The organism is Halomonas sp. ISL-56, from assembly GCF_018612805.1.
Lineage (GTDB): Bacteria > Pseudomonadota > Gammaproteobacteria > Pseudomonadales > Halomonadaceae > Vreelandella.
On the sequence record NZ_JAGGRO010000019.1, the window covers coordinates 147,854 to 170,400 of the forward strand.

20 protein-coding genes and 1 tRNA gene are annotated in these 22,547 nt (G+C 50.3%); 5 read left to right on the forward strand and 16 right to left on the reverse strand.

What is annotated here, in order from left to right; all coding sequences use genetic code 11:
• Positions 1-62 precede the first annotated feature (62 nt).
• From J7J49_RS16520 to J7J49_RS16530, 3 genes are read right to left on the reverse strand one after another with little or no spacing between them, the layout of a single operon-like run.
• Positions 63-1,325, reverse strand: a complete 1,263-nt coding sequence (locus J7J49_RS16520) for a TRAP transporter large permease (protein ID WP_215094129.1) — start codon at positions 1,323-1,325, stop codon at positions 63-65.
• Positions 1,322-1,846 carry a TRAP transporter small permease gene (locus J7J49_RS16525; protein WP_215094131.1) on the reverse strand — a complete coding sequence of 175 codons (525 nt, stop codon included), beginning with the start codon at positions 1,844-1,846 and terminating at the stop codon, positions 1,322-1,324. The genes J7J49_RS16520 and J7J49_RS16525 overlap by 4 nt, the downstream gene beginning before the upstream one ends.
• On the reverse strand, positions 1,847-2,842 hold the full coding sequence (locus tag J7J49_RS16530) for a TRAP transporter substrate-binding protein (RefSeq protein ID WP_215094133.1): 996 nt from the start codon (positions 2,840-2,842) through the stop codon (positions 1,847-1,849).
• A 143-nt stretch (positions 2,843-2,985) separates the two neighbouring features.
• Between J7J49_RS16530 and J7J49_RS16535 the strand changes: the two genes are divergently transcribed.
• Positions 2,986-3,062, forward strand: a tRNA-Arg gene (locus J7J49_RS16535).
• 96 nt (positions 3,063-3,158) lie between these two features.
• Here J7J49_RS16535 and gapS4b read toward each other — a convergent pair.
• From gapS4b to hppD, 11 genes are all read right to left on the reverse strand, one after another.
• The gene (gene gapS4b / locus J7J49_RS16540; RefSeq protein ID WP_215094135.1) at positions 3,159-4,274 is read right to left on the reverse strand and encodes a GapS4b family protein; all 1,116 of its coding nucleotides are present in this window, start codon (positions 4,272-4,274) and stop codon (positions 3,159-3,161) included.
• Positions 4,267-5,217, reverse strand: coding sequence for a GapS4a family protein (gene gapS4a / locus J7J49_RS16545; RefSeq protein WP_215094137.1), 951 nt, complete (start codon positions 5,215-5,217; stop codon positions 4,267-4,269). The genes gapS4b and gapS4a overlap by 8 nt, the downstream gene beginning before the upstream one ends.
• Positions 5,218-5,582: 365 nt before the next feature.
• Positions 5,583-6,455 carry a hypothetical protein gene (locus J7J49_RS16550; protein WP_215094139.1) on the reverse strand — a complete coding sequence of 291 codons (873 nt, stop codon included), beginning with the start codon at positions 6,453-6,455 and terminating at the stop codon, positions 5,583-5,585.
• Positions 6,456-6,564: 109 nt separating this feature from the next.
• Complete coding sequence (locus J7J49_RS16555) at positions 6,565-7,251, reverse strand: hypothetical protein (RefSeq protein WP_215094141.1); 687 nt, start codon at positions 7,249-7,251, stop codon at positions 6,565-6,567.
• A gap of 94 nt (positions 7,252-7,345) precedes the next feature.
• Positions 7,346-7,645 (reverse strand): hypothetical protein, encoded by a 300-nt coding sequence (locus J7J49_RS16560; protein ID WP_215094143.1) that lies wholly within the window; start codon positions 7,643-7,645, stop codon positions 7,346-7,348.
• 74 nt (positions 7,646-7,719) lie between these two features.
• Positions 7,720-8,079, reverse strand: a complete 360-nt coding sequence (locus tag J7J49_RS16565) for a hypothetical protein (protein WP_215094145.1) — start codon at positions 8,077-8,079, stop codon at positions 7,720-7,722.
• Positions 8,080-8,692: 613 nt separating this feature from the next.
• Positions 8,693-8,971: a hypothetical protein gene (locus J7J49_RS16570; RefSeq protein ID WP_215094147.1), complete on the reverse strand. Its 279-nt coding sequence runs from the start codon at positions 8,969-8,971 to the stop codon at positions 8,693-8,695.
• A gap of 46 nt (positions 8,972-9,017) precedes the next feature.
• The gene (locus J7J49_RS16575; RefSeq protein WP_215094149.1) at positions 9,018-9,629 is read right to left on the reverse strand and encodes an exopolysaccharide biosynthesis protein; all 612 of its coding nucleotides are present in this window, start codon (positions 9,627-9,629) and stop codon (positions 9,018-9,020) included.
• A 203-nt stretch (positions 9,630-9,832) separates the two neighbouring features.
• Entirely contained in the window at positions 9,833-10,687 is an 855-nt protein-coding gene (locus tag J7J49_RS16580; RefSeq protein WP_215094151.1) for a mechanosensitive ion channel domain-containing protein, read from the reverse strand.
• Between the two features lie 413 nt (positions 10,688-11,100).
• Complete coding sequence (locus J7J49_RS16585; protein WP_215094153.1) at positions 11,101-11,478, reverse strand: Rieske (2Fe-2S) protein; 378 nt, start codon at positions 11,476-11,478, stop codon at positions 11,101-11,103.
• A gap of 14 nt (positions 11,479-11,492) precedes the next feature.
• Entirely contained in the window at positions 11,493-12,599 is a 1,107-nt protein-coding gene (gene hppD / locus J7J49_RS16590; protein WP_215094155.1) for a 4-hydroxyphenylpyruvate dioxygenase, read from the reverse strand.
• 128 nt (positions 12,600-12,727) lie between these two features.
• On the opposite strand from hppD, the gene J7J49_RS16595 reads away from it, so the two are divergent.
• From J7J49_RS16595 to J7J49_RS16605, 3 genes are all read left to right on the forward strand, one after another.
• On the forward strand, positions 12,728-13,204 hold the full coding sequence (locus tag J7J49_RS16595) for an Lrp/AsnC family transcriptional regulator (protein WP_064235591.1): 477 nt from the start codon (positions 12,728-12,730) through the stop codon (positions 13,202-13,204).
• A 33-nt stretch (positions 13,205-13,237) separates the two neighbouring features.
• Complete coding sequence (locus J7J49_RS16600) at positions 13,238-14,800, forward strand: sigma-54-dependent transcriptional regulator (protein ID WP_215094156.1); 1,563 nt, start codon at positions 13,238-13,240, stop codon at positions 14,798-14,800.
• A 331-nt stretch (positions 14,801-15,131) separates the two neighbouring features.
• A complete protein-coding gene (locus J7J49_RS16605; RefSeq protein WP_215094158.1) occupies positions 15,132-16,592 on the forward strand; it encodes a sodium-dependent transporter in 1,461 nt (486 codons plus the stop codon).
• 444 nt (positions 16,593-17,036) lie between these two features.
• Here the strand turns inward: J7J49_RS16605 and J7J49_RS16610 are convergent, their stop codons facing one another.
• Both J7J49_RS16610 and J7J49_RS16615 read right to left on the reverse strand, forming a co-directional pair.
• On the reverse strand, positions 17,037-18,092 hold the full coding sequence (locus tag J7J49_RS16610; protein WP_215094160.1) for a TRAP transporter substrate-binding protein: 1,056 nt from the start codon (positions 18,090-18,092) through the stop codon (positions 17,037-17,039).
• Positions 18,093-18,338: 246 nt separating this feature from the next.
• Positions 18,339-18,821 carry an Lrp/AsnC family transcriptional regulator gene (locus J7J49_RS16615; RefSeq protein ID WP_064235587.1) on the reverse strand — a complete coding sequence of 161 codons (483 nt, stop codon included), beginning with the start codon at positions 18,819-18,821 and terminating at the stop codon, positions 18,339-18,341.
• 177 nt (positions 18,822-18,998) lie between these two features.
• Here J7J49_RS16615 and J7J49_RS16620 point away from each other — a divergent pair, with 177 nt between their 5' ends.
• On the forward strand, positions 18,999-22,514 hold the full coding sequence (locus J7J49_RS16620) for an indolepyruvate ferredoxin oxidoreductase family protein (protein WP_215094162.1): 3,516 nt from the start codon (positions 18,999-19,001) through the stop codon (positions 22,512-22,514).
• Positions 22,515-22,547 lie beyond the last annotated feature (33 nt).

The window sequence follows — 22,547 nt, forward strand, 5'->3', positions numbered from 1 at the left end:
CCTAACGCTATAGCGGGTATAAAAACGGGGCTTGCCATTGGCAAGCCCCGTTGCGTTTCTGGCTAATGCCCCGACCAGCCCAACAAAATCGGCACATAAACCACCAGTAGCAGCACCCCGATCAGCCCCAGCAGGTAAGGGATAATCGCCCGGGTAATCCGCTCCAGCGGTAGCTGAGTGATCGAAGACGCCACATAGAGGTTAATCGCCACGGGCGGGGTAATCATGCCAATCGAAAGCCCCACCACGATAATCAAACCAAAGTGGATCGGGTCAATCCCCAGCTGCAGCACCAGTGGCAGCAGCACTGGCGTAAGAATAATCAGCGCACTGGCGGTTTCGATAAACACCCCGGTGAGCAGAATAATCCCCACGATCAGCAGCATGATCACGTAAGGGTTGGTAGAGAGCGACAGCACCGCCTGGGCAATCGCCCCCGGCACCTGCCAGCTTGACAGCGTCCAGCTCAGCACCGCCGACATGGCAATCACCAGCATGATCACCGCGGTGGTCATCGCCGAACGGATCAGCAGTTTATAAACCTGCGGCAGCGTCAGGTCACGGTAGACAAACAGCGACACCAGCATGGCGTAGTTCACCGCCACCACGGCGGCCTCTGAAGGGGTAAATTTCCCCGTGAAGATACCGCCGAGGATAATCACCGGCGTCATCAATCCCCAGCTGGCGTCTTTAAAGGTATTCCAGATGGTCGCCAGCGACAGCGGCGTGCCTTTGGGGTACTGGCGCTTATAGGCTTGGGTGATCGCAATCGCCATTAATCCTAAACCCATCGCTAACCCCGGCAAAAAGCCGTTGAGAAACAGCTTTGAAACCGACTGCTGGGCGATGACCGCGTAGATGATCATTGGCACCGAGGGCGGAATCACCACCCCAATGGTACCGCTGGCGGCAATCAAGCTGGCCGCCGAGGCCGGGTCATAGCCTTTGCGCTTAAGCTCTGGTACCAGGCTTGAGCCCACGGCGGCAGTCGTCGCAGCACCTGAGCCTGAAATGGCCGCAAAGAACATGCCTGCCATGACTGAAACCACCGAAAGCCCACCGCGCATAAAGCCGACGAGCGAATCGGCAAAGCTGACCAGCTTTTCGCTTACCTTGCCCTGGGCCATTAAATCCCCGGCGAGGATAAACATTGGGATGGCGACCAAGGCAAAGGAGTTAATGCCCTGGAACATCTGCTGGGTGACCACCATCAGCGGTACGCCGGATTGGTAAAGGGCGTAGAGCGTGCTGGCGCCAATCGCAAAGGCGATCGGCACGCCCAGCAGCATAAACAGGAAGAACAGCCCAAACAGCAGCAGCGTCATAGCGACTCCTCCTGGGGTTGGGCGGTTTCGCCGTTAATCAGCAGCTCAACAATATCGACCAGCGAATACCACGCCATAATGGCCGCACAAATCGGCATCACCGCGTAAACGTAGGTCATCGACAGCCGCAGCGAGGCGGATTTCTGAAAGCTCTGCACCTGCATATAGCGGTAGCCGATCACAATCAGCGCGATCATAAACGCCAGCACGATCAGCAGGGCGGCAAGCTTTGCTATTTGGCGCAGGCGGCCGGGCAGGGCATCGACCACAAAGGTCACGGCAATGTGCCGACCACGCTGGAATGCCAAAGTGCCCGCTAAAAAGGTGATCCACACCAGCAGAAAGCGGGCGACTTCTTCTGTCCAGCCCACTGCGCTGAAAAACACCCGCGAGACAATCTGTAGGGTAATCACCCCAATCAGCGCCGCCATACCCGCAAAGACCACGGGCTGGATGATCGCATCCAGCCCGCGCTCAATTCGCCGTAGCAGCCTTAACAGCGGTTGAGTCAGTGTGGTCACTTACTTGAGCGCCTCCTGAATGCGTGGCAGGTAATCACCGAACTGCTCGCCGTACTTCTCATACACCGGCGCCACGGCGGCTTGGAAGGCTTCCATATCCGGATTGTCGTTGATCTCCATGCCTGCATCACGCAGCGCTTGCAGCTGTTCGCTCTCCATCTCTGCGTTCATCTGGCGCTCATGCTCGGCGGCTTCCTGGGCTGCTGCCAGTAATACTTCTTGGGCGTTTTCAGGCAGTTGGTTCCAGGCGGGCATACCCATCACAAAAATCGCCGGGGCGTAGGTGTGGCGGGAAAGGGTCATGTAGTTCTGGGTTTCATCCAGGTTGAACGAGTGGATCACGTTTACCGGGTTTTCCTGGCCGTCGATGGTGCCCTGCTGCATGGCGGTAAGCGCTTCCGTCCACGCCATGGGGATCGCGTTGGCGCCCAGCTCGCGGAAGGTGTCGGTGTAAACCGGGTTCTCCATTACGCGGATACGCAGGCCGTCCAGGTCTTCCGGCGAGTTCACCGCCCGCTCGCTGTTGGTCAGGTTACGGAAACCACGCTCGGCGTAAGCCATGCCTTTCAGGTTAACCTCAGAAAGCTTATCGAGCAGCTCCTGGCCAATCGGGCCGTCGAGCACTGCGTAAGCAGCTTCCGGGGAGGGGAACAGGAACGGCAGTTCAAATACCGCCATCTCTTCGACAAAGTTGGCCACCGGGCCGTTGGTAATCACGCCCATATCCACCGTGCCGATCTGCATGCCTTCCAGCAGCGTGCGTTCGTCACCCAGTGTGGCGTTGGGGTAGATCTCGATATCCACCTTGCCGTCGGTACGTTCTTCCACCAGCTCTTCAAACTTGGTGGCGGCGATGTGGAAACCATCCTGCTCATTAACCACGTGGGCCAGGCGTAGGGTAACGGGATCCATATCAGCAAAATCAGCGGCGTTCGCGGCGCTTACCAGCGCCAGTGAGACACCCAGTGCCAGCGTGCTACGTGCAAATGTTTTCATATTATTATGTTCCCAATCGATGAAGGTGCAGAAGTGCTCCCAAAGCATGCACCACCGCGGGGAAAACGGTCAATTGACCAATGGACTCAAGCGCCATACGGCTGGACACAGCGCCCCTGCACAGTTACGATACGCACCCACAAGCGCCCGTAGCTCAGTTGGATAGAGTATCGGCCTCCGAAGCCGAGGGTCGCAGGTTCAAATCCTGCCGGGCGCGCCAAATTGTGAAAAAAAGGGCCTGCGAGAGATCGTGGGCCCTTTTTTTTTGTGTGAGATAATTTGAACGGCTCTTGGAGAAGGAGCTAATTAGTCCTTACTATGGTTGCTTAATGCGATGTTTTTCATATGCTTCCATCTTATAACGCTCTAATGATTCCATAATTCGTTTGTTTATTGCTGCTCTCGACAGACCTTCTTCATTAGTTTCCATTTTTGGCATAGATAAATTCAATGTAAGTTCACCACTGCTAGGATCCTCCTTGCCTGAAAATTCAAACAAAATTCTACATGTGCCGGAACAGATCTCATTTTCAAATCTATAGTCACATTGCACACCGAATAGCTTTACGAATGGATGTATTGATGTGTCACTCACAAAGAATGTTGAATGAAGACCTTGTCCTTTCATTTTCATGTCTTCAATTTTATCTTTCATCCAAGCTATGTTTGTTGGAGGGTTCGGTACATTATGGTCGGGGGAAAAGTGAATGTCTCTTGTGTCAGTAAAAGTTAACATGGAATATTTTGCATTTTGAGTGAGATCATTCAAAAATAATACGCGATTTTCATTTGTAAAGTCGCTATACCTTATTATTCTTATATCACTGTCGTGCTTGATATGCCCTTCGCTTTTGAAATGCTTAATTAGTGAGTTAGAAACTTTATTACCAAATTCCATTGTTTCTGGAGCGGTATGGCTAAGAGAAATACTTAATGTTTTTCCATCATCACTCTTGCGTATTTCCACCCGACCGCTATGAGTAGCGGAGTTTTCACCCCAATTTTTCACAGGGTCTCTTCTATCTATTTCAAAATCCATGTAAACATGATTAGGGTTGTCATCTAATACTGTAAAGTCAGACAGTGAAGAAATGCTGAATACACCGAATTGATCATTTAGTAATGTTTCGTAATCAATGGTGTGGGGAATAGATTCGATTAGGTTCGTCTCAGAGTCCCAAGTAATAGTACGGGTCTTAGATTTTGGAGACTCTTCTTTTGTTCGATAGCTTTCCCTTAAGTCAATATATTCAAACGGGGAGAGTCCAGTTTTGATTAGAATGGGGCCAGTAACTTCTTTTTGTTCAGATCCTGTAAAAACACCTCTTGCACGAAGAACAGACTTTAATTCTGTTGTTTTGACTTTTGTTTGGCCAATCAACTGACGTAGGAAATCACGTGTCGGAAGAAGAACCTCTTCATTATTACTCATCATTCAAACTCCTGAAGTCAGGTCGATAGCTTGAAACTTTTATACGATTATAAATGCCGTTTTCAAAACCCATCGCTGCTTTTTTAACAGCATCTCCATGATTAGAGCTGATATAGTTTGGGAATAGAAAAAGGTATTTGCAACTCATATCTTGTGTATACTCTTTGGCTGCCTGTATTAACCTACGCAACGAATCTTGATCAAAATCTTCTATGCTCGAAAGGCAAAAGGTATCTTGATCGTTATTGGATTTAGCTTTAATTATTAAGGGGATAAGTGGGGATGTGAGGAATTCTAAAGGACAAATTTTACCGTATCTTGAGATTGACTTGTCAACATAGCTTAATGATGTTTCTGGGTAATAGAAATAAAACTGCTCACTCCCTTCTTTTTCTCGCAAATGATTTATTGTATCGAAAATAAATTGAATTTGTTTATTGTCTATCACATGGAAAGACTCAAAATTCCAATCTGCATCCAATCGAGTGTTAGCTACTCTAGCAACAACGTTGTCGTATGTGTTTTCGTTACTTGAAAGCCAAAAAAGAACGCCTGAATCACGACTTTTTGTAGTGCGGCCAACTAGTTCTTGCTGCTGTTTTTTTAGTTCAGAATGCTTGTAGCACTCCAGTGTTTGAACAAGATCTTTAGCATGTTCATTGAAAGTCCTTTTAGGATTGTTCTCATACGGTTCTCCCGAGTGCTTAACTGAAATTATAGCATTTTCTGCGGTAGAACCTTCAAGTGGGCTTTTATAGCAGTATAAATAATCAATTCCATGTGTCTCTCTTTTTCCTGTTTTAGAGCCCGCCCTGGCATGTTGCATAGATTTTTTACACGTAAGTGACTGGCCAGTAAGCGCTCCTTCCCATCCTAATAGAGAAAAGAAATTCCCAACGATATTCTCGCCAATTTCGCCTATTTTTTTTGATTTTTCACCCATGAAAATTTCCTTCAATAAATTGCTTGTATTGTGTGTGACGGCTAATAAAAACTAAGGGACACTGTTTTGGCTGTTAGCTTGCTTAGGCTTTATGTGTATTATGTCATGTTGATAAAAAAAAGACATAACAAAGTAAGATTTTTAAATTATTTTGTCTATAACTTATGTTTGCCAATATAGTATTCCATTGTTAATTGAGTGGAGGGCTAGTTGTGATTAATGTTGGTTATATTATTTAGGTATTAAATTGTTAGTAAGGAGTTTTTTATGCTATCGTTACCTAAACCATTACGCCGTACACACAAAACTCAACTTGAACTGAGGCCGCCAAGTGTTGTGAATCACTCTTAAATTGCTTATTGAGTTTAATTCCACAGGTTAACCCCTGAATAATGCCGCTTGTTAAAGTCAAAATATTTTATAGAGCCAAGCATGTTTAATGATCTTAGAACCTGTAGTGACTGATGTCTCCCGATTTGTATTGATAAATAAAAGTGAAGTTGCAAAAATAATGAGAACTCTTGTGAACACCTAAAACCAGTGACAGATTCACGCCGCTCCCAAGGTCTATCGTAACAGTATGCATGATTGGAAACTTTAATAAAAAACTCACAATTGAGGCACGCATAATTTGCCTCCTCGTCTTCTTCGCCTTCGATACACGATGCAATATCATATGCATTTACATTAATTTGATGCCCGCAACAAGGACAGCTAGAAATGTTATTTTCTTTAAATTCTGTTAGATACAGGTTTCCTGCCACATGTTTCCAAGCCTCTTGTTCACTAATTTCATGGTGTTCTTCAATTTTACAAACTTCTTGCATAAAACAATGCTCATACTCTTGCCTAAGAATTAAAAGTAGCGCTTGATAAATTATATTGCTTGACTCATTGGTATTAAACTTAACGCTTATCTCTCCAACTTTATCTTTTAAACTAACTCTAGTTACTTTGTTAAGGTTTTGACTGCTGATAATAACTGTATCATCAATAATGTACACTTTTGCATGATAAATCTTATGGTCTATAAATATTAAGTTCTGATAACGAGAATTTAAATGACAATCATCTCTGATTAACACTAAATGAGGAATCGCAGGCATAGTGTTAAGTATTTGCGATACATCCCTATCACTTGTATAAGCACTTAAAAGAAATACATGTTTTTTAGCTCTTGGGATTTCTACTTCTAAATAATTCCAGAACTCCTCTCCATACATAAGTTCTACTGCCATCCCTAATCCTCTTAAATTTAACGCCGCCAACACGCGCAGCTTTGTAGTGGAAGCGAAGTCGCAACGGAAAAGCTGTTGCTGCGTTTGGCCAGGTTAGGCATTGCCATATTCATTCCCACCAAGCTACGCACCCGATGTATTCGTTTATTACGATCCGTACTTCAATGTACCCGAATGCCGATGCCACATAGCGATACATGTTTGGTTGAATGACAATCCAACCGCTTTGATCCGTATCTTGACCGGTTAACATCCGCTGCATCGCACGGCTTCCTACTTCCGGCCAAACTTCAGCAGCAACTGGCTGCTCAAAATCCACGCGCTGCTGCTCTGTCAGAGCAATCATGGGAAATACGGAAATATCGTCAGGTTCACGAGCAACTGATTCATGAAACTCAAATAATGCATGCCCTTGAGCAAGCTTGGTTAATACTGTCTTTACACGATTATGTTCTGGTTCGAAAATCGTTTTGCCTTGTACCACAGATATAGAAGATTCAATCTTCGAACGAAGAGCCTGCTTTCTTTGAAGAATCTTCGCAATTTTCTCACGGCCAATTTTATCTGGGTCTGTAGAGCCAGCTAGTACACACGAAACTAGGCACGCTAAATATTCCTCATCTATGGAAAAGCTGTTGTTGCATTCAATGCAGGCAGGCACTACCGGCAAATTTTCCGGAAAAGGTTGGTCAAGGAAAATTCTTGATGGGCAATGATCCCTTGTACCAGTTTCTCCGCCACAGAAGGCACAGTACGAAAGCGTCCGCTGGTCTCCGAAGTTTGTTATATGCTCCATACTGATCCTGCCTAACGCTTGCAGCATGCGCGCCCACGGAATGGAACCGAAGGCGCAATATAGTGGGCGTCGCAATGCCTGCACTTATGAGGCATTAGATTACCCACCAGCCATCAGATGCTGGTAATAAAAGCAACGTTTGGCCGTTCTCATAAGTTTCAAGAACCCCTTTAAGAAAATCCAAAGCTGTTGTATTCAACCAGATACTTGCCTGATTTTCGCTCTGGCATATTCGCTTTTCAATCATCGCCTTGTACGTTTTAGCTGGCAAGTTGTCTTTTTCGCCTGCAATCACGTAAAAGAAGAAACCATAGTAATCAGCATTCTTAGGGACAGGTGCCGGTGCAGTTTCTATAAAGAATCTCACGCCATTTTTGTTTGTATATTCCTGCATTATTTCTCCTTGCGATGCCTAACGCCTAGCTCACCGGGAAAATGCGAGCGCAGCGAGTATTTTGTCCGGTGGAGCTACTTGTTAGGTGATGACTTATCATGATGGTTCCTGAGCTCTTCCCACTCTTCTTCAGTCAAACTGTCAGACCACTCTTTCATTTCCTTGAGTATTTGCTCCGTATCGTTTTCACCAAGAAATTCCTCAATAGTCATATTGGGATCAATTTCGAACTCTTTCGGCACCGGGACTTCTTGTAATAGCTCCCTGCATTTCGAGACCAATTCTTCGACCCTTTCTCTATCTCTTATTTTTCCAGCTCGACTCTCATCAAGACGATCATCAGCATGAATCAAATATTGCTCAAGCACATAATAAAGGTCTCTTTCTCTTCGCTTGTACTTGTCGCGTATTGACCTTTTAAGGTCTTTAACCATTGCTTGTTCCCTGATTCACCTAACAGCGTATTAGACGGCGCGTTCTATGAATGAACGTGCTGGCATTTTTTTCCGGCAAATGCAGCTTGCCAGATTTTCCCAAAACTATGATTTTGTTAGTTATTAATTTTCATTAGGCTATATATCCAAAATTCGCTTGCCTGCTGCATTTTCCGGAGGGTTCGCTTTGGGGCGTTTCAGCCTTATGCTACTTGCTTATTAGCTTTCGGGCACGAGCCCAATTCTCTACTGAATTTAGCCTAGCACAAGCGGCTGAAGCAGGCTGAGGCCCGTAAGCTTTTCTTTTCAACGCTCCTTCTTGGACTGCTGATTAGGGGGCATAACATTTTCCAGCGATGCTGGTTGTACAGCAGGCGTAGTCTTGATTGGATGTGTGCTAGGGAGCAAACAAGCACCCCGCGTATGCTCGTGTAAGTCAAGAGGCGGGGCATGCGGATATTGATCTGAAAAGGGCAGAGTGCTTCAGCTTCGCTCGAAATTGATAGCCTCACATTCGGCTATCGCTATCCGGTGCTCATGGCCATTACACGGCAAGCTTACAGTTCGAGAAAAGAGGATGAGTAAAGGCTAAATCCTAGACCAAGCATCGGCCTTAAGCCGACATAAAGTCATTCCAGCGCCTTACCAAATAGTTGTGCTCAGCCATGACGGTATTCCACACCACGATGCGGCTCATTCTTGTCTGGTAGTCTCCGCCGTCGCGGATTTCACCTCGGTGAATCAGGTCAGAGTTTCCATCGGAGACTGGAAGGCCCTTGGCGGCAGGTTTGCCGCCATACCAAAAGTCCCACTCCGCAGCGGATAGGTGAGGGCGGGTCAGTTCTGGGGTGGAAATGTAATAGCCTTGGCGGGCCATGACGAATCTGGGCAATCCAGAAATCCTTGTGTCCGTGCCCACCAGGGGATCTTTTCTCGGATCACGCTGAAATGAGCATTGTTTCCTTAAAGAAAATTTCGATAAGCCGCCAGCTACCACCGATGATCGCTGTGGAAACAACCGCAGCAATTACAGCAAGACCGAGCCCCGCAGCGACTGCGATACCATCTCGCTGAGCAATGCCAAGCGACAGTATCAGTACTGCCAACCCAGGCAGCGTATTTCCAAATGGAATCGGGAGGGCTATCAGCAAGGCCATGATGAAAATAACGACGCCGATGCTCCGAATAGCAAAAGGCGTGATAAGACACCCCAGGCGCACGCACAGGCGCCGCTCGAGTTTTTCGAGATGTGGGGTCGCTTTACCTAAAATCCGTTCCAGCTGTTGCCGCCCGATACGCAGCTTGGCAATACCCAGCGGCAGCCTGATGCACTTGGTGCCGATCGCCATCTGTAGGCCAATGAAGGCTAGCGCGGTTCCAAACACCATGCCTGCAGGGATGCCTGGCGTGGGCACAATCGCAGGGATTGCGAAAAGCAGTAGCACCAAGGGGGTGGCGCGTTCATCGAGGGCGGCCAGAATGTCGCCTAGTGTGGGGCGCTGATGTTTCAGATGACCAGGTAGAGCACGCAGTACAGCGGCCAGGCTCATTTCTCAAGCACTCCATAAAGTCGCAGGAAGAGCGACGTGAGGAATAATATAGGGAAGGCAGGTAAATAGGTATCGAGCTTTGCTGATTTTTTGCTATGGCACCGATAACGTATCCACTGACTGGTCATCGGGGGTTTCAGGTTGTCATCGTCGGCGTATTCCAAGGCCATAGCTTGGCGGTTTTTGTTCACTCCTCCTTCTTTTTATTCCTCCTTCGGTGCGCTCGCCATATTGCGCAATAGCCAGTAACGGCGCAGTACGGCATCGTTAATGTTCTGCTCCAACTCAAAAGCACTGGAAGTAGGGCAAAACAGCGTGACGCCCAGCCGCTGTTTTCCGATGTCCGTGGTGGCAAGCGTCACGCGAGGATGAGGGTCTGCGATATCGATGCCGCTGCGCTTCCTGATCAGTGCGCTGTAGCGTTGGGCCAACTCGGCATGAGGGACGTGTAACTTCGCCACCTCCTCCTCTAATGCCGGCAGGGCCGATCGCATGTCCACATCAGGCTCTAGTACGACGCAGACTTCGAAATATACCCACTTCTTGAAGAAGTTCTGGTTTCTGACCGGGGTGGTTAGAAAAACGCTGTTGGGTACCACGATTGTCTTGCCCGAGTATTCAAAACGTCCCACGGGCCCGCCAATTTCCTGAAGGGTCGTTGCCAGCATGGTCTCGTCGACCACCTGACCACGCAGGTTGCCAATCTCAACCCAGTCTCCAATCTCAAAAGGTTGGTTGACGACGCGCAGTACGGTGCCCGACAAACACAGGATCAGCTCCTTGGTGGCGATAACTAACGCTACAGCGAAGGCGGTGATGGACAACGCGAAGGCATGCAGAGAAGGCAACCAGATCAACACTAAGCCGACCAGGGCGAGAACCACGGTGGTATTCCGGATCCGGGCTAGCCACACGCGGCGGTAATCAGACAGGATCTCTTTCTGGCCGCGTATGATGCGCACCGCAAAAATGCGAAACAGGATGATAATGCACACCAGTGCTACCGAACTCACGCCACGGTTACTCAGTAGTTCAATCCAGAAAGAATTATCAGGCATGGCGGTTTTGCTTAACCTCCCTAAAGATCAATGGTGAGACGCAAACATGCCACAGAGACGTTGCTGCGTCGATTGAGGAGGTCGGTGGTGAGTTTCACTGAACGCTGGCGAGGCGGTTGATCCTGACGCTTAAGCCACATATTTTTAATATGCTAGCTCGTATTCACTCAATGCTGCCTAGCTTAGAGTAAGTGATACGGGAAGAACGTATCGTATGAAAATATATTAATCCAGGCGGTAATAGGTTTTTGGTGGGTATAGCGCTTGTGAAAAGCTAACTTACCCATAAGCGGATTCGTTGAGTCCACTTATTATTTGGCTAAATAGTTGTGGTTTTTTTATTCGACCCTTTTGTTTTTGTCAGGTGTTTAACTAGAGATGCGGGGATAAGCTATAAAGTATTGGTGAATGGTTTAAGGCTTTCTATGCTTGATACATAAGTTGCCTGCTAGATCTTCAAATACAGGTATGGCGTCAAGTTTATCACAGCCGCCTGTTAAGCAGTCTCCCGTTTTAATGTCAAACGCTGCCCCATGCGCACTGCATAGAAAACGGTGCCCATCTGATGAAATGATACTGTCCGACCGGTAGTTCAAAGGTAAATATTGGTGAGGACAGGCATTGACGTAGCAATAAATCGTGCCATTTATACGTGCTGCAATGACTGGGAAAGATCCATTGCTGCTCATTATTTCCACGCAGTGTGCTTTGCCTTCTTTTATAGCATTAGAAGGGCAAATAATAGCCCCCTCTTGGGGGGCGTTTTCATAGTTACGCCAAGCGTCATGCACGGTGTGCCCTTTTACTATTCAGCGGTACTGTGCAACACGCCGCGGTTAATTTGATCCTCTTCGATGGACTCGAAAAGTGCTTTAAAATTGCCCTCTCCAAAACCATCATCGCCTTTACGCTGGATAAACTCGAAGAAGATAGGCCCAATGACCGTTTTTGAGAAAATTTGTAGCAAAATTCGGGTTTCGCCGCCGCCCACGACACCTTCGCCGTCAATCAAAATGCCACGGCTACGCAGTTTATCGAGAGGCTCTTGGTGGTCTTTAACGCGCTCTAACGACTTTTCGTAATAGGTGCTCGGCGGGCCAGGCATAAATTCGAGCCCTGCATCAGCGATTAAGTCAGTGCCGGAGTAGATATCGTTCGTTGCAATGGCGATATGCTGAATGCCTTCGCCGTTATATTCGCGCAAGTACTCTTCGATCTGGCTGTGATCATCGGCACTTTCATTAATGGGTATGCGAATTTTACCATCGGGAGACGTCAATGCGCGGCTGGTAAGGCCTGTCATTTTACCGGTGATATCAAAGTAGCGTATTTCGCGGAAGTTAAAGGTGTCGTGGTAAAACTTATACCACGTGTCCATATTGCCGCGAATAACGTTATGAGTGAGATGATCAAGATAGTAAAAACCAAACCCCTTAGGATTAGGGTCTACCTCATCGAACCACTCAAATTCGTTTGAATAACAGCTGCCTTTTTCGCCATAGGTGTCAATAAAGTAAAGCAGCGAACCGCCAATGCCAATAACCGCAGGCGCATCGATGGATTTATTACCCGTGAACTCTTCTGCACCCAAGTCGACGGCACGTTTTAGCGCATGCTGAGCATCAACGACGCGCCAAGCCATTGCTGGAGCGCATGGGCCGTGTGCCTCAATAAACGCTGACGCATGCGAGTTAGGCTCACTGTTAAGAAGGTAGTTGATATCGCCCTGGCGATAAATGGTGATCGACTTGTCACGATGTTTTGCAACGGGAACGAAACCCATTTGCCGAAATAAGCTATCCAGCTTTTCCGGCTCGGGGTGTGCAAATTCAACAAACTCGAAGCCATCTGTGCCCGCTGGGTTTGCATCATTTATGGTTGCTTTGGGTGCGTCATGAGGGAAGGGGCCCATCGCTGTCTCTCCTTTATTGTCTTGTTGGGTGACAAGTTCAGTATAGGGAAGAGTCGGTACAATTAGGTTGCAAACTAACCTAACATGCAGCCAAATAGTGCACAGAATGTGCGTAATAGGAGTGCTGTATGCACGGAATTTCCTTGGATCGTTATGATCTTGCAATTTTGTCAGAGTTACAAAAGAACTCAGCCCTCACCAATTCAGAATTGGGAGAGCGCGTCAGCCTGTCTCCCTCGCAGTGCTCCCGCCGCAAAGCACGGTTAGAAGCCGAAGGTGTCATTAAGGGGTATTCGGCTAGGCTTGATGCCACCAGCCTGGGGTTTGGGTTGCGTGCTATCACCAGAGTTAATCTCAAAGCTCATGGTGAAAGCATGGATGGTGATTTTGTGACGTTACTGACGAAGCATGCCATGGTGCGCGAGGCCTATTCTGTGTCGGGAGACGCAGATTATGTGTTACATATCATCGCCAAGGATCTAACAGCGTTTTCAGACTTTATTCATCATCATTTATTGCCTCATCCTAATGTCACCCAGGTTCGCTCAGAAATAATACTGCGCAGTATGAAAGAAGAGCAGGGGCTGCCAGTGAGTGGTGGCTAAGTAGCTGAGTTGGTTTTGTGCCGTGAGGGCTCTATGCGTCTTAAATTTTACTGCCAGAATCGAATCGGTATTCTGCGCGATATAGTGGCCCAGTTTGCTGACTACCGAATTAATGTTGCCCGGGGAGAGGTAGGGGGCGATCAGGGTAATACCATCTATTTATATGTTCCAAAATTACTCAATGCGCAGCTACAGACGCTTAAACCGGTATTGGAAGCCATCCCCGGTGTGTTTGGTGTTAAGCGCGCCAGTTTGATGCCCAGCGAGCGGCGTCATTTGGAGCTGGATGCGCTGCTGTCCTCGCTTTCTGACCCAGTGATGTCGATAGATATGCAGGGCCGAATTGTGGCGGCCAATCGTAGTGCTGTTCAGGTTTTAGGCGTGCGCGTTCAAGAAGTGCCGGGGCTCTCACTGGATCGTTACCTTGACGAGGTGGATCTGCCCGATTTGATTCGCCGAAACAACTCACGCATCAATGGATTACGGATCAAACTGAAAGGGAATACTTTTCTGGCTGATATCGCGCCACTGCATACGGAAGATACTAAGGTTGATTCTCTCGCGGGGGCGGTCGTGACCTTACACCGTGCCGACCGTATCGGTGCGCGTATTTATCAGGTGCAGCGTCAGGAGCTGCGTGGCTTTGAAGCCATCTTTCAGTCGAGTTCGCGACTGGAAGCCGTCATCAACGAGGCGCGTCGCATGGCGCCATTAGAGGCACCGTTGTTGATTGTGGGGGAAACGGGAACCGGGAAAGAGCTGGTGGCCAGAGCCTGTCATTTGGCAAGCCCCCGTGGGCAAGCGCCGTTTGTGGTGCTCAACTGTGCCGGGCTGCCTGAGTCAATGGCCGAGACAGAGCTTTTCGGTTACGCCCCCGGTGCCTTCGAAGGCGCTCGGCCGGAAGGTAAGCTGGGCCTTCTGGAGCTTAACGAAGGTGGCACGGTATTTCTTGATGAAGTCGGTGAAATGAGTCCCCGGCTGCAGACGAAGCTGTTGCGCTTTCTTCAGGATGGTGGTTTCCGGCGTGTAGGGAGCGACGAGGAAACCTTCCTGGATGTCCGGGTAATCTGTGCCACTCAACAGAACTTGCCTCAGCTGTGTAGTGAGGGGGTGTTTCGGCTCGATCTTTATCACCGGCTAAATGTGCTTTCGCTACAGGTGCCACCTTTACGAGAATGCCTGGATGGCATCGCAGACTTGGCAGCCTATATGCTGGATCGTGCGGCGCGTCAGATAGGCTGTCCTGTGCCCGAGCTTTCGCCTGCTGCGTTGGAAAAAATCACCCGTTACGACTGGCCGGGCAATGTTCGACAACTGGAAAATGTGCTGTTCCAGGCAGTGTCACTGTGTGAAGAAAAAGCCATCCAGCCGGTGCATTTGCGCCTTCCTCACCGAGAGGAATCGCCTGAGTTGGCTGGCATTCCATTAGAGGGAAGCTTGAGCGATATGCTGGGAGAGGTGGAAAGAAACATCTTAACTACGCTGTATCAACAGTACCCTTCTAGCCGCCAGTTGGGAAAACGGCTGGGCGTTTCGCACACAACCGTTGCCAATAAACTCAAACGTTATGGCATAGGTGCTCAAGAAGACTCTTAAAAAGACCCATGGCAGGGGAATTAACTGTCACGATTTCTTTACGGGATGTCAGAAAAATGCAACGGCAAGACCCCGTCCAACGGCATTCCTTTTCAAGTGTAACGATTAGTTTACAGCTGCGTCTCGCTTATATGGCTTAGCGTCGCGCCGAGTGCGATATCACCCTATTCCTGCCCTATCGCTATCTCCCTAGACTCTTAATAGATTGCTCTCGATGACTGGCTGATTGCATTTAGCTGGCTTTAAGAGGCAGCTAATCAACTTTAAGTAGTTGTTTTAGCTGTTCATAAATAAATAGCCTAAAAACAATATCAATTTATAAGGTTTCCCAATGACAACGACAAATACGCCTCCCAAGACGCTGTGGCTGGGCCGCTGGGGATTTGTACTGGCAGCCACTGGTTCTGCAGTGGGACTGGGTAATATCTGGAAGTTTCCTTACATCACTGGCGAGTTTGGGGGTGGTGCTTTCGTGCTGGTCTACCTGGCCTGCATATTGGCGGTCGGCGTCCCCATCATGATGGCTGAAATCAGCTTCGGCCGCCGTGGGCGAGGCAGCCCGATCGACGCAATCCGCCGTGTGGTACATGAGTCGGGCCATGGTAGCTTCTGGTCGATCTTCGGTTGGATGGCCATGCTGTGTGGCTTCATGATTCTGTCGTTCTACGTCGTGGTCGCGGGCTGGTCATTTTCCTATCTGTGGAAGATGCTGAGTGGTGGGCTGGCGGGTAATAGCGTCGATGACATGGCGGAAATTTTTGCCGCCAATAATGCCAACCCTTGGACGCTAGGTGCCTGGAGCACGTTGGTGACGGTGCTGACCATGTTCATCGTGGGCAAAGGCGTACAAGCAGGCATTGAAAAGAGCGTCAGTTGGATGATGCCAGGCATGGTCATCATGCTGGGGATACTGATCGGCTACGGTGCTTTTTCCGGTGGCTTCGCCGACACATGGTCTTTTCTGTTCTCTTTCAATACGGAAGGATTAAGCAGCGAAGGGCTATTAGCGGCACTGGGGCATGCTTTCTTTACCTTGTCGCTCGCCTCTGGCGCGATTCTTACCTATGGCTCTTACCTGCCAGAAGGGCACTCCATCGCGCGCACGACATTCAGCGTGGCCATTGCCGATACCGTTGTCGCACTAATGGCAGGCTTGGCTATTTTCCCGATTATTTTCGCTAACGGAATGAATCCCGGCCAAGGGCCAGGGTTGATCTTCATGAGCTTGCCATTGGCCTTCCAAGCGATGCCGTTTGGTACGCTGTTTGGCGTCCTGTTCTTTGTGATGCTATCGATGGCCGCGCTGACATCGTCGATCTCGATGATTGAAGCGACCGTGGCCTGGCTCGTGGCAAGCAAAGGAATGACGCGTAAACGGGCATCCTGGGGTGTGGGTATTGTGCTGTGGTTGGTGAGTACTTTGGCCATGCTGTCATTCAACATGGGCGCGGATTGGACGCTAGCAGGCCGCACTTTCTTCGACTGGCTGGACTACCTAACCTCCCGCTGGATGATGCCGTTAGGCGGTTTGGGCATGGCACTGATGGCAGGCTTCCTGCTGCGTACTGAAATATTCAGGCAGGAACTAGGGCTCTCCCGTACCCAGCACACGCTGTGGCTGTTTATGGTGCGTTACGTTAGCCCGTTAGGCATCGTGCTAATTTTCATCGATGCGCTGGGCCTTGCGACCCTCCAGGTAGGCACTCAGTGGCCGTGGCTGTTGGCCCTGCTGGTGCTTATCACCGTGGTGGGAGAATTGGCTAGCCCGCGGCTGCGTCACCAGGCTTCCTGACCCAATTCTAGAAACAGATTCTAAGTAGTGTCTGAATTAGAGTAGTTAAAGTGCTCCCATCCACTGTTGATGGGAGCGCTCTATTAGGCGTCCCCACCAAGAGGTGGTGTCTGTGTTCTTCGCAGTACCCATGCCCATGATAGTTCTCCCTCAGGCGTTCTTGATGATGGTCGTAGTATTAGTCGCTGAGAGGTGAAGTATCTTGACGCGGATCAAGTTGGTTTCAAATGAAACAGGATGCGGAGGATTTAGATTGAAATGGGTGTGGAAGCTAAGTGATGGGATAAAGTAAGTACTGGGGAAACTAAGTACTAGAAAAAATAAGTACTAGAAAAAATAAGCACTGGAAAAAATAAGTACAGGGGAAGCGTGACTAATTGACAAAAGGTTCCCGCCGTCAGCCATAAGCAGCGGCGAGAACGTTCAATCTACTGCTTCAGTCACTCAGTCACTAACAACACTTGAGGCGATACTTTCTTCAGCCGCCTCATTGACTAACTGTTCATGAAAGAAGGCAAGCGCTGCTGGTGCGTCCACATCTCGGCTCTTTACGGCCTCACTCCAGGTATCCAGCAAATTACTAGCAACGCCCCGCAGGTAATCAATGTCTTGTTCCGATGCCTGGGTAAAGGTCGCGCCATTTTCCTCACCAAACTCAACACCGCGCTGGTCGGATACATCCATCATGTAGCCAAACAAGCGTGAAAGTCGCTCACCCGATACGCCTTCAATCGCCGCGCGGTCTTCGTCTGATACTTGATCCCAAAACATGGGATTCATGACAATTGCAAAGCTGCCGCGGTAGAAGCCGCCGTCTACGGTGAGGGTATGCGGGGCTACTTCGGCAACGCGAAAGCTGCGCAGGCTTTCAAGCGTTAGCATCGCACCGTCAACAACCCCCTGAGAGGCGGCCTCGTAGGTGCCAGTGGGAGGAATGGCGACGCCAGTCACGGACATTGCCTCGGCTAAACCACTCATCACGCCGCCACCCACGCGCAGCCGTTTGCCCGCAAGCTCATCAATTGAGCTAATTTGATCACGGGTGAATATTTGGCCAGGGCCATGTACCCCCATCGCAACCACATCGACGCCGCGATGCTCATTGGCTTGCTGCAGATATTCTTGATGGGTATGCCAATACGCAGCGGAAGCATCTTCTGAGGAAAATTCCTCAAAGGTAGGGAATTCAGGCAACTGCGTTGCTAGAAAACGGCCCGCCATATGAGCGTGAAAAATCCAGCTGGCATCCGCAATACCATCCGCAACGATCTCCATTTGTGCCGGTGGAGGCCCCATATCGTGCACTACTTCTACCGTGACACGATCCTCAGTGGCTTCTTCAATCCAGGCCTTCCAAGTCGGCCAAACAATGGTATTAACGCCATGGTTAGGGCCGCCCCACGTGCTGACAGTGATCGTTGCTTGCGCAAGTGCAAACATACTGAACGCCATACTTGAAACAGCCGTGGCAGCCACTAGTAAGCGAGCTGATTTATTCATATTGAAACTCCAGAGCCGACGCTATTAGCGTCTATGTTGTTATTAATAAATGTTGTTATTGACAAATGTTGTTATTGGTAACGCCTATCCCCAAGCAAGGGCGTCTTCTTGGGGTTGCGTAAATCACACGGGTTACCTTGCCTCTGAATAGTTTCAATGGCAACTAATTTTGGAGAGGTTGGCACTCTATTTACGTCTTAAATTTTAAGGCGTAGCGCTCGGTGAGAGCGAGCCATGCTGGCTGATTCAGCGAATCGGGATAGCGGTCTCTTCTTTGATATTACGCAGCACGAAATTGGAGTTGACCTGGGAAATGCCATCCAGAGTGAAGAGTTTTTCATTCAGGAACCGGTCATAAGCGGCCATGTCTTCAATCACCACCCGCAGCACGAAATCGGCGTTGCCGGTGGTGGCATAGCACTGCAGCACTTCCGGGTATTGCAGGATGCGGTTTTCGAACTCGACGGTATTATCGATGTGATGGCGAACCAGCGTCACCATGACCAGCGCTGATAGTGGCTGGCCCACCAGGCTGGGTTCCACCAGTGCAGCAAAGCGACGAATAACGCCACTCTCTTCCAACGCCTTGACTCGTCGCCAGCAGGCGGCGGGGGAGAGGCCTATTTGTTCGGCAAGCTCATTGTTGGTAATGCGCCCCTGTTGCTGAAGCAGGGTAAGGATGCGCTGATCATGCCTGTCTAAGGTGATTTCTTTGGTTGCTTCTTTCATAGAGCTATTTCATTTATTTGTGATTTGTTGAATATCATTGCGAAAAAACGCTAAAAATGAAAGTAATGATTAATAACCAGGGTTTTGAAGGGTGAATTAGCAAGCACCTTTAGTGCGCTCTTGGCTAGACTCAAGCGTATTACAACCATAACTCTTCAACCGTACTGGTGAACGCTCATGACCACCCCCTCAATCGCTGAGCAGGCGGGTTCTCTTACCCAGCCTCTCGATATTGCCCTCGATGACTATCAGCTGGCCGACCGCTATAGCCGTGGCGAAGGCCGTATTTTTCTCACTGGCACCCAAGCTTTGGTACGCATCGCCTTACGTCAGGCCGAGCTTGATCGCCGCAATGGTCGCCATACGGCAGGGCTGATCAGCGGCTATCGTGGTTCGCCCCTGGGCGGTGTAGACCAAGAGATTTGGCGGGCGAAAGCTGCCATGGAAGAGCATCACATCGACTTTGTTCCTGCTATCAACGAAGACCTGGCCGCCACCATGATGCTGGGTTGCCAGCAGGTAGAAACGGATCCTGACCGGCAAGTCGAGGGTGTTTTCGGCATGTGGTACGGCAAAGGGCCGGGCGTTGACCGCGCGGGTGACGCCTTGAAGCACGGTAATGCTTACGGCAGCTCGCCGACGGGTGGTGTGCTGGTGATTGCGGGGGATGACCATGGCTGTGTGTCATCCTCTATGCCGCACCAGTCTGATGTCGCCTTTATGGCGTGGTTTATGCCGGTGGTAAGCCCTGCGTCATTGGCGGAGTATGAACGCTTTGGGCTCTGGGGCTATGCCCTTTCACGCTTTTCGGGTTGTTGGGTGGGTTTTAAAGCCGTGTCTGAAACCGTAGAGAGTGGTGCTTCAGTCGAGGTGCCGCCCTTGCCCGATTATGTAACGCCCGACTTCGAGATGCCGGAGGGCGGGCTGCACTATCGCTGGCCCGATTTGCCGGGGCCACAACTCGAGACCCGCATTGAGCACAAGCTGGCCGCCGTACAGGCGTTTGCTACGGCTAATCCGATTGATCAGTATCTATTTCGCCAAGAGCAGACGAGCTTTGGGCTAGTCACTACAGGCAAGGGTCATTTGGACTTGCTTGAGGCGCTGCGTTTACTGGGGCTGGATGAAGCCAAGCTGCGTGATCTCGGGATAGAAATATATAAGGTTGGGATGGTATGGCCACTCCATCGCCCCGGCATCCTTGAGTTTATTCATGGCAAGCGTGAGGTGCTGGTCATTGAAGAGAAACGCGGCATTATCGAAAGTCAGTTGAAGGAGTACATGTCGGAACCCGACCATCCAGGCGAGGTAATCGTTACCGGCAAGCAGGATGAAACCGGCAAACCACTGATTCCCTATGTTGGCGAACTTAGCCCGCGTCTCTTGGCTGGTTTCGTGGCAGAGCGCCTTACGCGCTTTTTCGAGATTGATTTTAGCGACAAGCTGGCAACCATTGATGCTTGCCAAGCGGGCGTTAAGGAACTTGGCGGTGTACGCCGCATGCCGTATTTCTGCTCGGGTTGCCCACACAACAGCTCCACCAAGGTGCCTGAAGGCAGCAAAGCCCTGGCGGGTATTGGTTGCCACTTTATGGCTTCGTGGATGGATCGCAGCACCGAATCGTTAATTCAGATGGGTGGCGAGGGTGTTAACTGGGTAGGTAAAAGCCGCTTTACCGGAAATGGCCATATTTTCCAGAACTTGGGAGAAGGCACCTGGTTTCATTCGGGCTCCATGGCCGTTCGCCAGGCGGTGGCAGCCAACGTCAATATTACCTACAAGATTCTGTTCAACGACGCGGTGGCCATGACGGGTGGTCAACCTGTTGATGGGCAGATCAATGTCCCCATGATTGCCCGGCAATCGTTGGATGAAGGCGTGCGCAGGGTCATGGTAGTCAGCGATGAACCCGAAAAGTATCGAGGGCATGAAAAAGAGTTTCCTAAGGAGGTGACTTTCCACGGGCGAGAGGAGATGGATACGCTGCAACGTGAACTGCGCGAGATTCCCGGCTGCACCGTGTTGATTTATGACCAGGTATGCGCGGCGGAGAAACGTCGTCGCCGCAAGCGTGGTTTGATGGAAGATCCCGCCCGCCGGGTGTTTATCAATCATCATGTTTGCGAAGGCTGTGGTGATTGCTCCGTACAGTCCAACTGTTTATCGGTGGTGCCGCGGGAGACCGAGCTAGGCCGCAAGCGCAAAATAGACCAGTCCTCCTGCAACAAGGATATGTCCTGCGTCAGTGGTTTTTGCCCCAGTTTTGTCACTGTTGAAGGTGGCCAGCTGCGTAAAGGCCAGGGTGTTGCGGCGGATAATGCCTTTTGGCAGCGTATAGCGCATTTGCCTAATCCTGCAATCGCGCCTCTGAAGGCCCCTTATGACCTACTGGTGGGGGGCGTTGGTGGCACGGGCGTGGTGACCGTCGGGCAGTTGATCACGATGGCGGCACACCTGGAAGGCAAGGGCTCCAGCGTGCTCGACTTTATGGGGTTCGCTCAAAAAGGCGGGGCGGTACTTAGCTATGTTCGCTTGGCAGCGCAGCCCAACGAGCTGAATCAAGTACGCATCGAATCGGGGCAGGCCGATGCTGTCATTGCTTGTGACATGGTCGTGGCCAGTTCGCAGAAAGCGCTGAACGTGCTTCAGCCGACCACCCGTATTGTTGCCAACCTGGCGGAGCTAGCCACCGCGGACTATGTCCTTTACCGCGACGCGGATATGCAGCCCAGCAAACGCCTTAATCTGTTGCGTGAAGCGGTAGGAGACGAACGCTTTGCATCGCTGGATGCCAACCGCCTGGCTGAACAGCTGCTAGGGGATACGGTGTTTTCCAATATGATGATGCTTGGGTTTGCCTGGCAGCAAGGGTTGGTGCCGCTGTCTGAACCTGCACTGCAGCGTGCCCTGGAGCTTAACGGCGTCGCCGTGGAAAAGAACCGTCAGGCATTTGCCTGGGGGCGCTTGGCAGCGGTGGAACCCGACTACCTCCAGCAGCACCTTGATACGATGCCACTGCCCACGAATGCCACTCTCGACGACGTGGTCGCGCGTAATCGTCGCCACCTGGAGCGCTATCAGAACCGTGCCTGGGCTGAGCGCTATGTCACCCAGGTGACAAAAGTGCGCGAAGCAGAAACAGCGTTAAACGGTGGCCAAGCATTGAGTGAAGCCGTCGCCCATCAGCTCTATCGCTTGATGGCGTATAAAGATGAGTACGAAGTGGCGCGGCTCTTCACCCAGAGCGATTTCCTGGATGAAGTGAAAGCAACGTTTTCGGGGGATTACCAGCTAACCTTCCACTTGGCGCCACCGCTGTTGAGTGGCCGTAAGGATACGCAAGGGCGTCCCGTGAAGCGTCGCTTCGGCCCCTGGATGTTGAAGGCAATGGGCGCGTTGGCCAAGATGCGCGGTTTGCGCAACACGGCCCTCGACCCTTTCCGCTTCAGCGCAGACCGGAAGCTCGACCGTGTCTTACTGGCGGACTACGAGCAGCTGATTGACGAGCTAGTGGCGCGTCTTGATGGCACTAATCATGCCACTGCTTTGGCACTGTCCAAGCTGCCGGAAGAGATTCGTGGCTACGGGCCAGTCCGCGAAGCTGCCGCCGAGAAAGCGAATGCGCGCCGCGAGAAGCTGCTGATCGAATTACGCCAAGGTCGTTCGAAAACCATCGCTGTCGAAGCCGCCTGAGGCTGCCCGCCAAGCGAAAGGCAGGCCGCGCAA

What these genes read in the sequence shown, in the direction of transcription:
- J7J49_RS16520 (WP_215094129.1), bottom strand. Translation starts at nt 1,325, where the DNA reads ATGACGCTGCTGCTGTTTGGGCTGTTCTTCCTGTTTATGCTGCTGGGC.
- J7J49_RS16530 (WP_215094133.1), bottom strand. Translation starts at nt 2,842, where the DNA reads ATGAAAACATTTGCACGTAGCACGCTGGCACTGGGTGTCTCACTGGCG.
- gapS4b (WP_215094135.1), bottom strand. Translation starts at nt 4,274, where the DNA reads ATGAGTAATAATGAAGAGGTTCTTCTTCCGACACGTGATTTCCTACGT.
- gapS4a (WP_215094137.1), bottom strand. Translation starts at nt 5,217, where the DNA reads ATGGGTGAAAAATCAAAAAAAATAGGCGAAATTGGCGAGAATATCGTT.
- J7J49_RS16550 (WP_215094139.1), bottom strand. Translation starts at nt 6,455, where the DNA reads ATGGCAGTAGAACTTATGTATGGAGAGGAGTTCTGGAATTATTTAGAA.
- J7J49_RS16555 (WP_215094141.1), bottom strand. Translation starts at nt 7,251, where the DNA reads ATGGAGCATATAACAAACTTCGGAGACCAGCGGACGCTTTCGTACTGT.
- J7J49_RS16560 (WP_215094143.1), bottom strand. Translation starts at nt 7,645, where the DNA reads ATGCAGGAATATACAAACAAAAATGGCGTGAGATTCTTTATAGAAACT.
- J7J49_RS16565 (WP_215094145.1), bottom strand. Translation starts at nt 8,079, where the DNA reads ATGGTTAAAGACCTTAAAAGGTCAATACGCGACAAGTACAAGCGAAGA.
- J7J49_RS16575 (WP_215094149.1), bottom strand. Translation starts at nt 9,629, where the DNA reads ATGAGCCTGGCCGCTGTACTGCGTGCTCTACCTGGTCATCTGAAACAT.
- J7J49_RS16580 (WP_215094151.1), bottom strand. Translation starts at nt 10,687, where the DNA reads ATGCCTGATAATTCTTTCTGGATTGAACTACTGAGTAACCGTGGCGTG.
- hppD (WP_215094155.1), bottom strand. Translation starts at nt 12,599, where the DNA reads ATGGGCCCCTTCCCTCATGACGCACCCAAAGCAACCATAAATGATGCA.
- J7J49_RS16595 (WP_064235591.1), top strand. Translation starts at nt 12,728, where the DNA reads ATGCACGGAATTTCCTTGGATCGTTATGATCTTGCAATTTTGTCAGAG.
- J7J49_RS16600 (WP_215094156.1), top strand. Translation starts at nt 13,238, where the DNA reads ATGCGTCTTAAATTTTACTGCCAGAATCGAATCGGTATTCTGCGCGAT.
- J7J49_RS16605 (WP_215094158.1), top strand. Translation starts at nt 15,132, where the DNA reads ATGACAACGACAAATACGCCTCCCAAGACGCTGTGGCTGGGCCGCTGG.
- J7J49_RS16610 (WP_215094160.1), bottom strand. Translation starts at nt 18,092, where the DNA reads ATGAATAAATCAGCTCGCTTACTAGTGGCTGCCACGGCTGTTTCAAGT.
- J7J49_RS16615 (WP_064235587.1), bottom strand. Translation starts at nt 18,821, where the DNA reads ATGAAAGAAGCAACCAAAGAAATCACCTTAGACAGGCATGATCAGCGC.
- J7J49_RS16620 (WP_215094162.1), top strand. Translation starts at nt 18,999, where the DNA reads ATGACCACCCCCTCAATCGCTGAGCAGGCGGGTTCTCTTACCCAGCCT.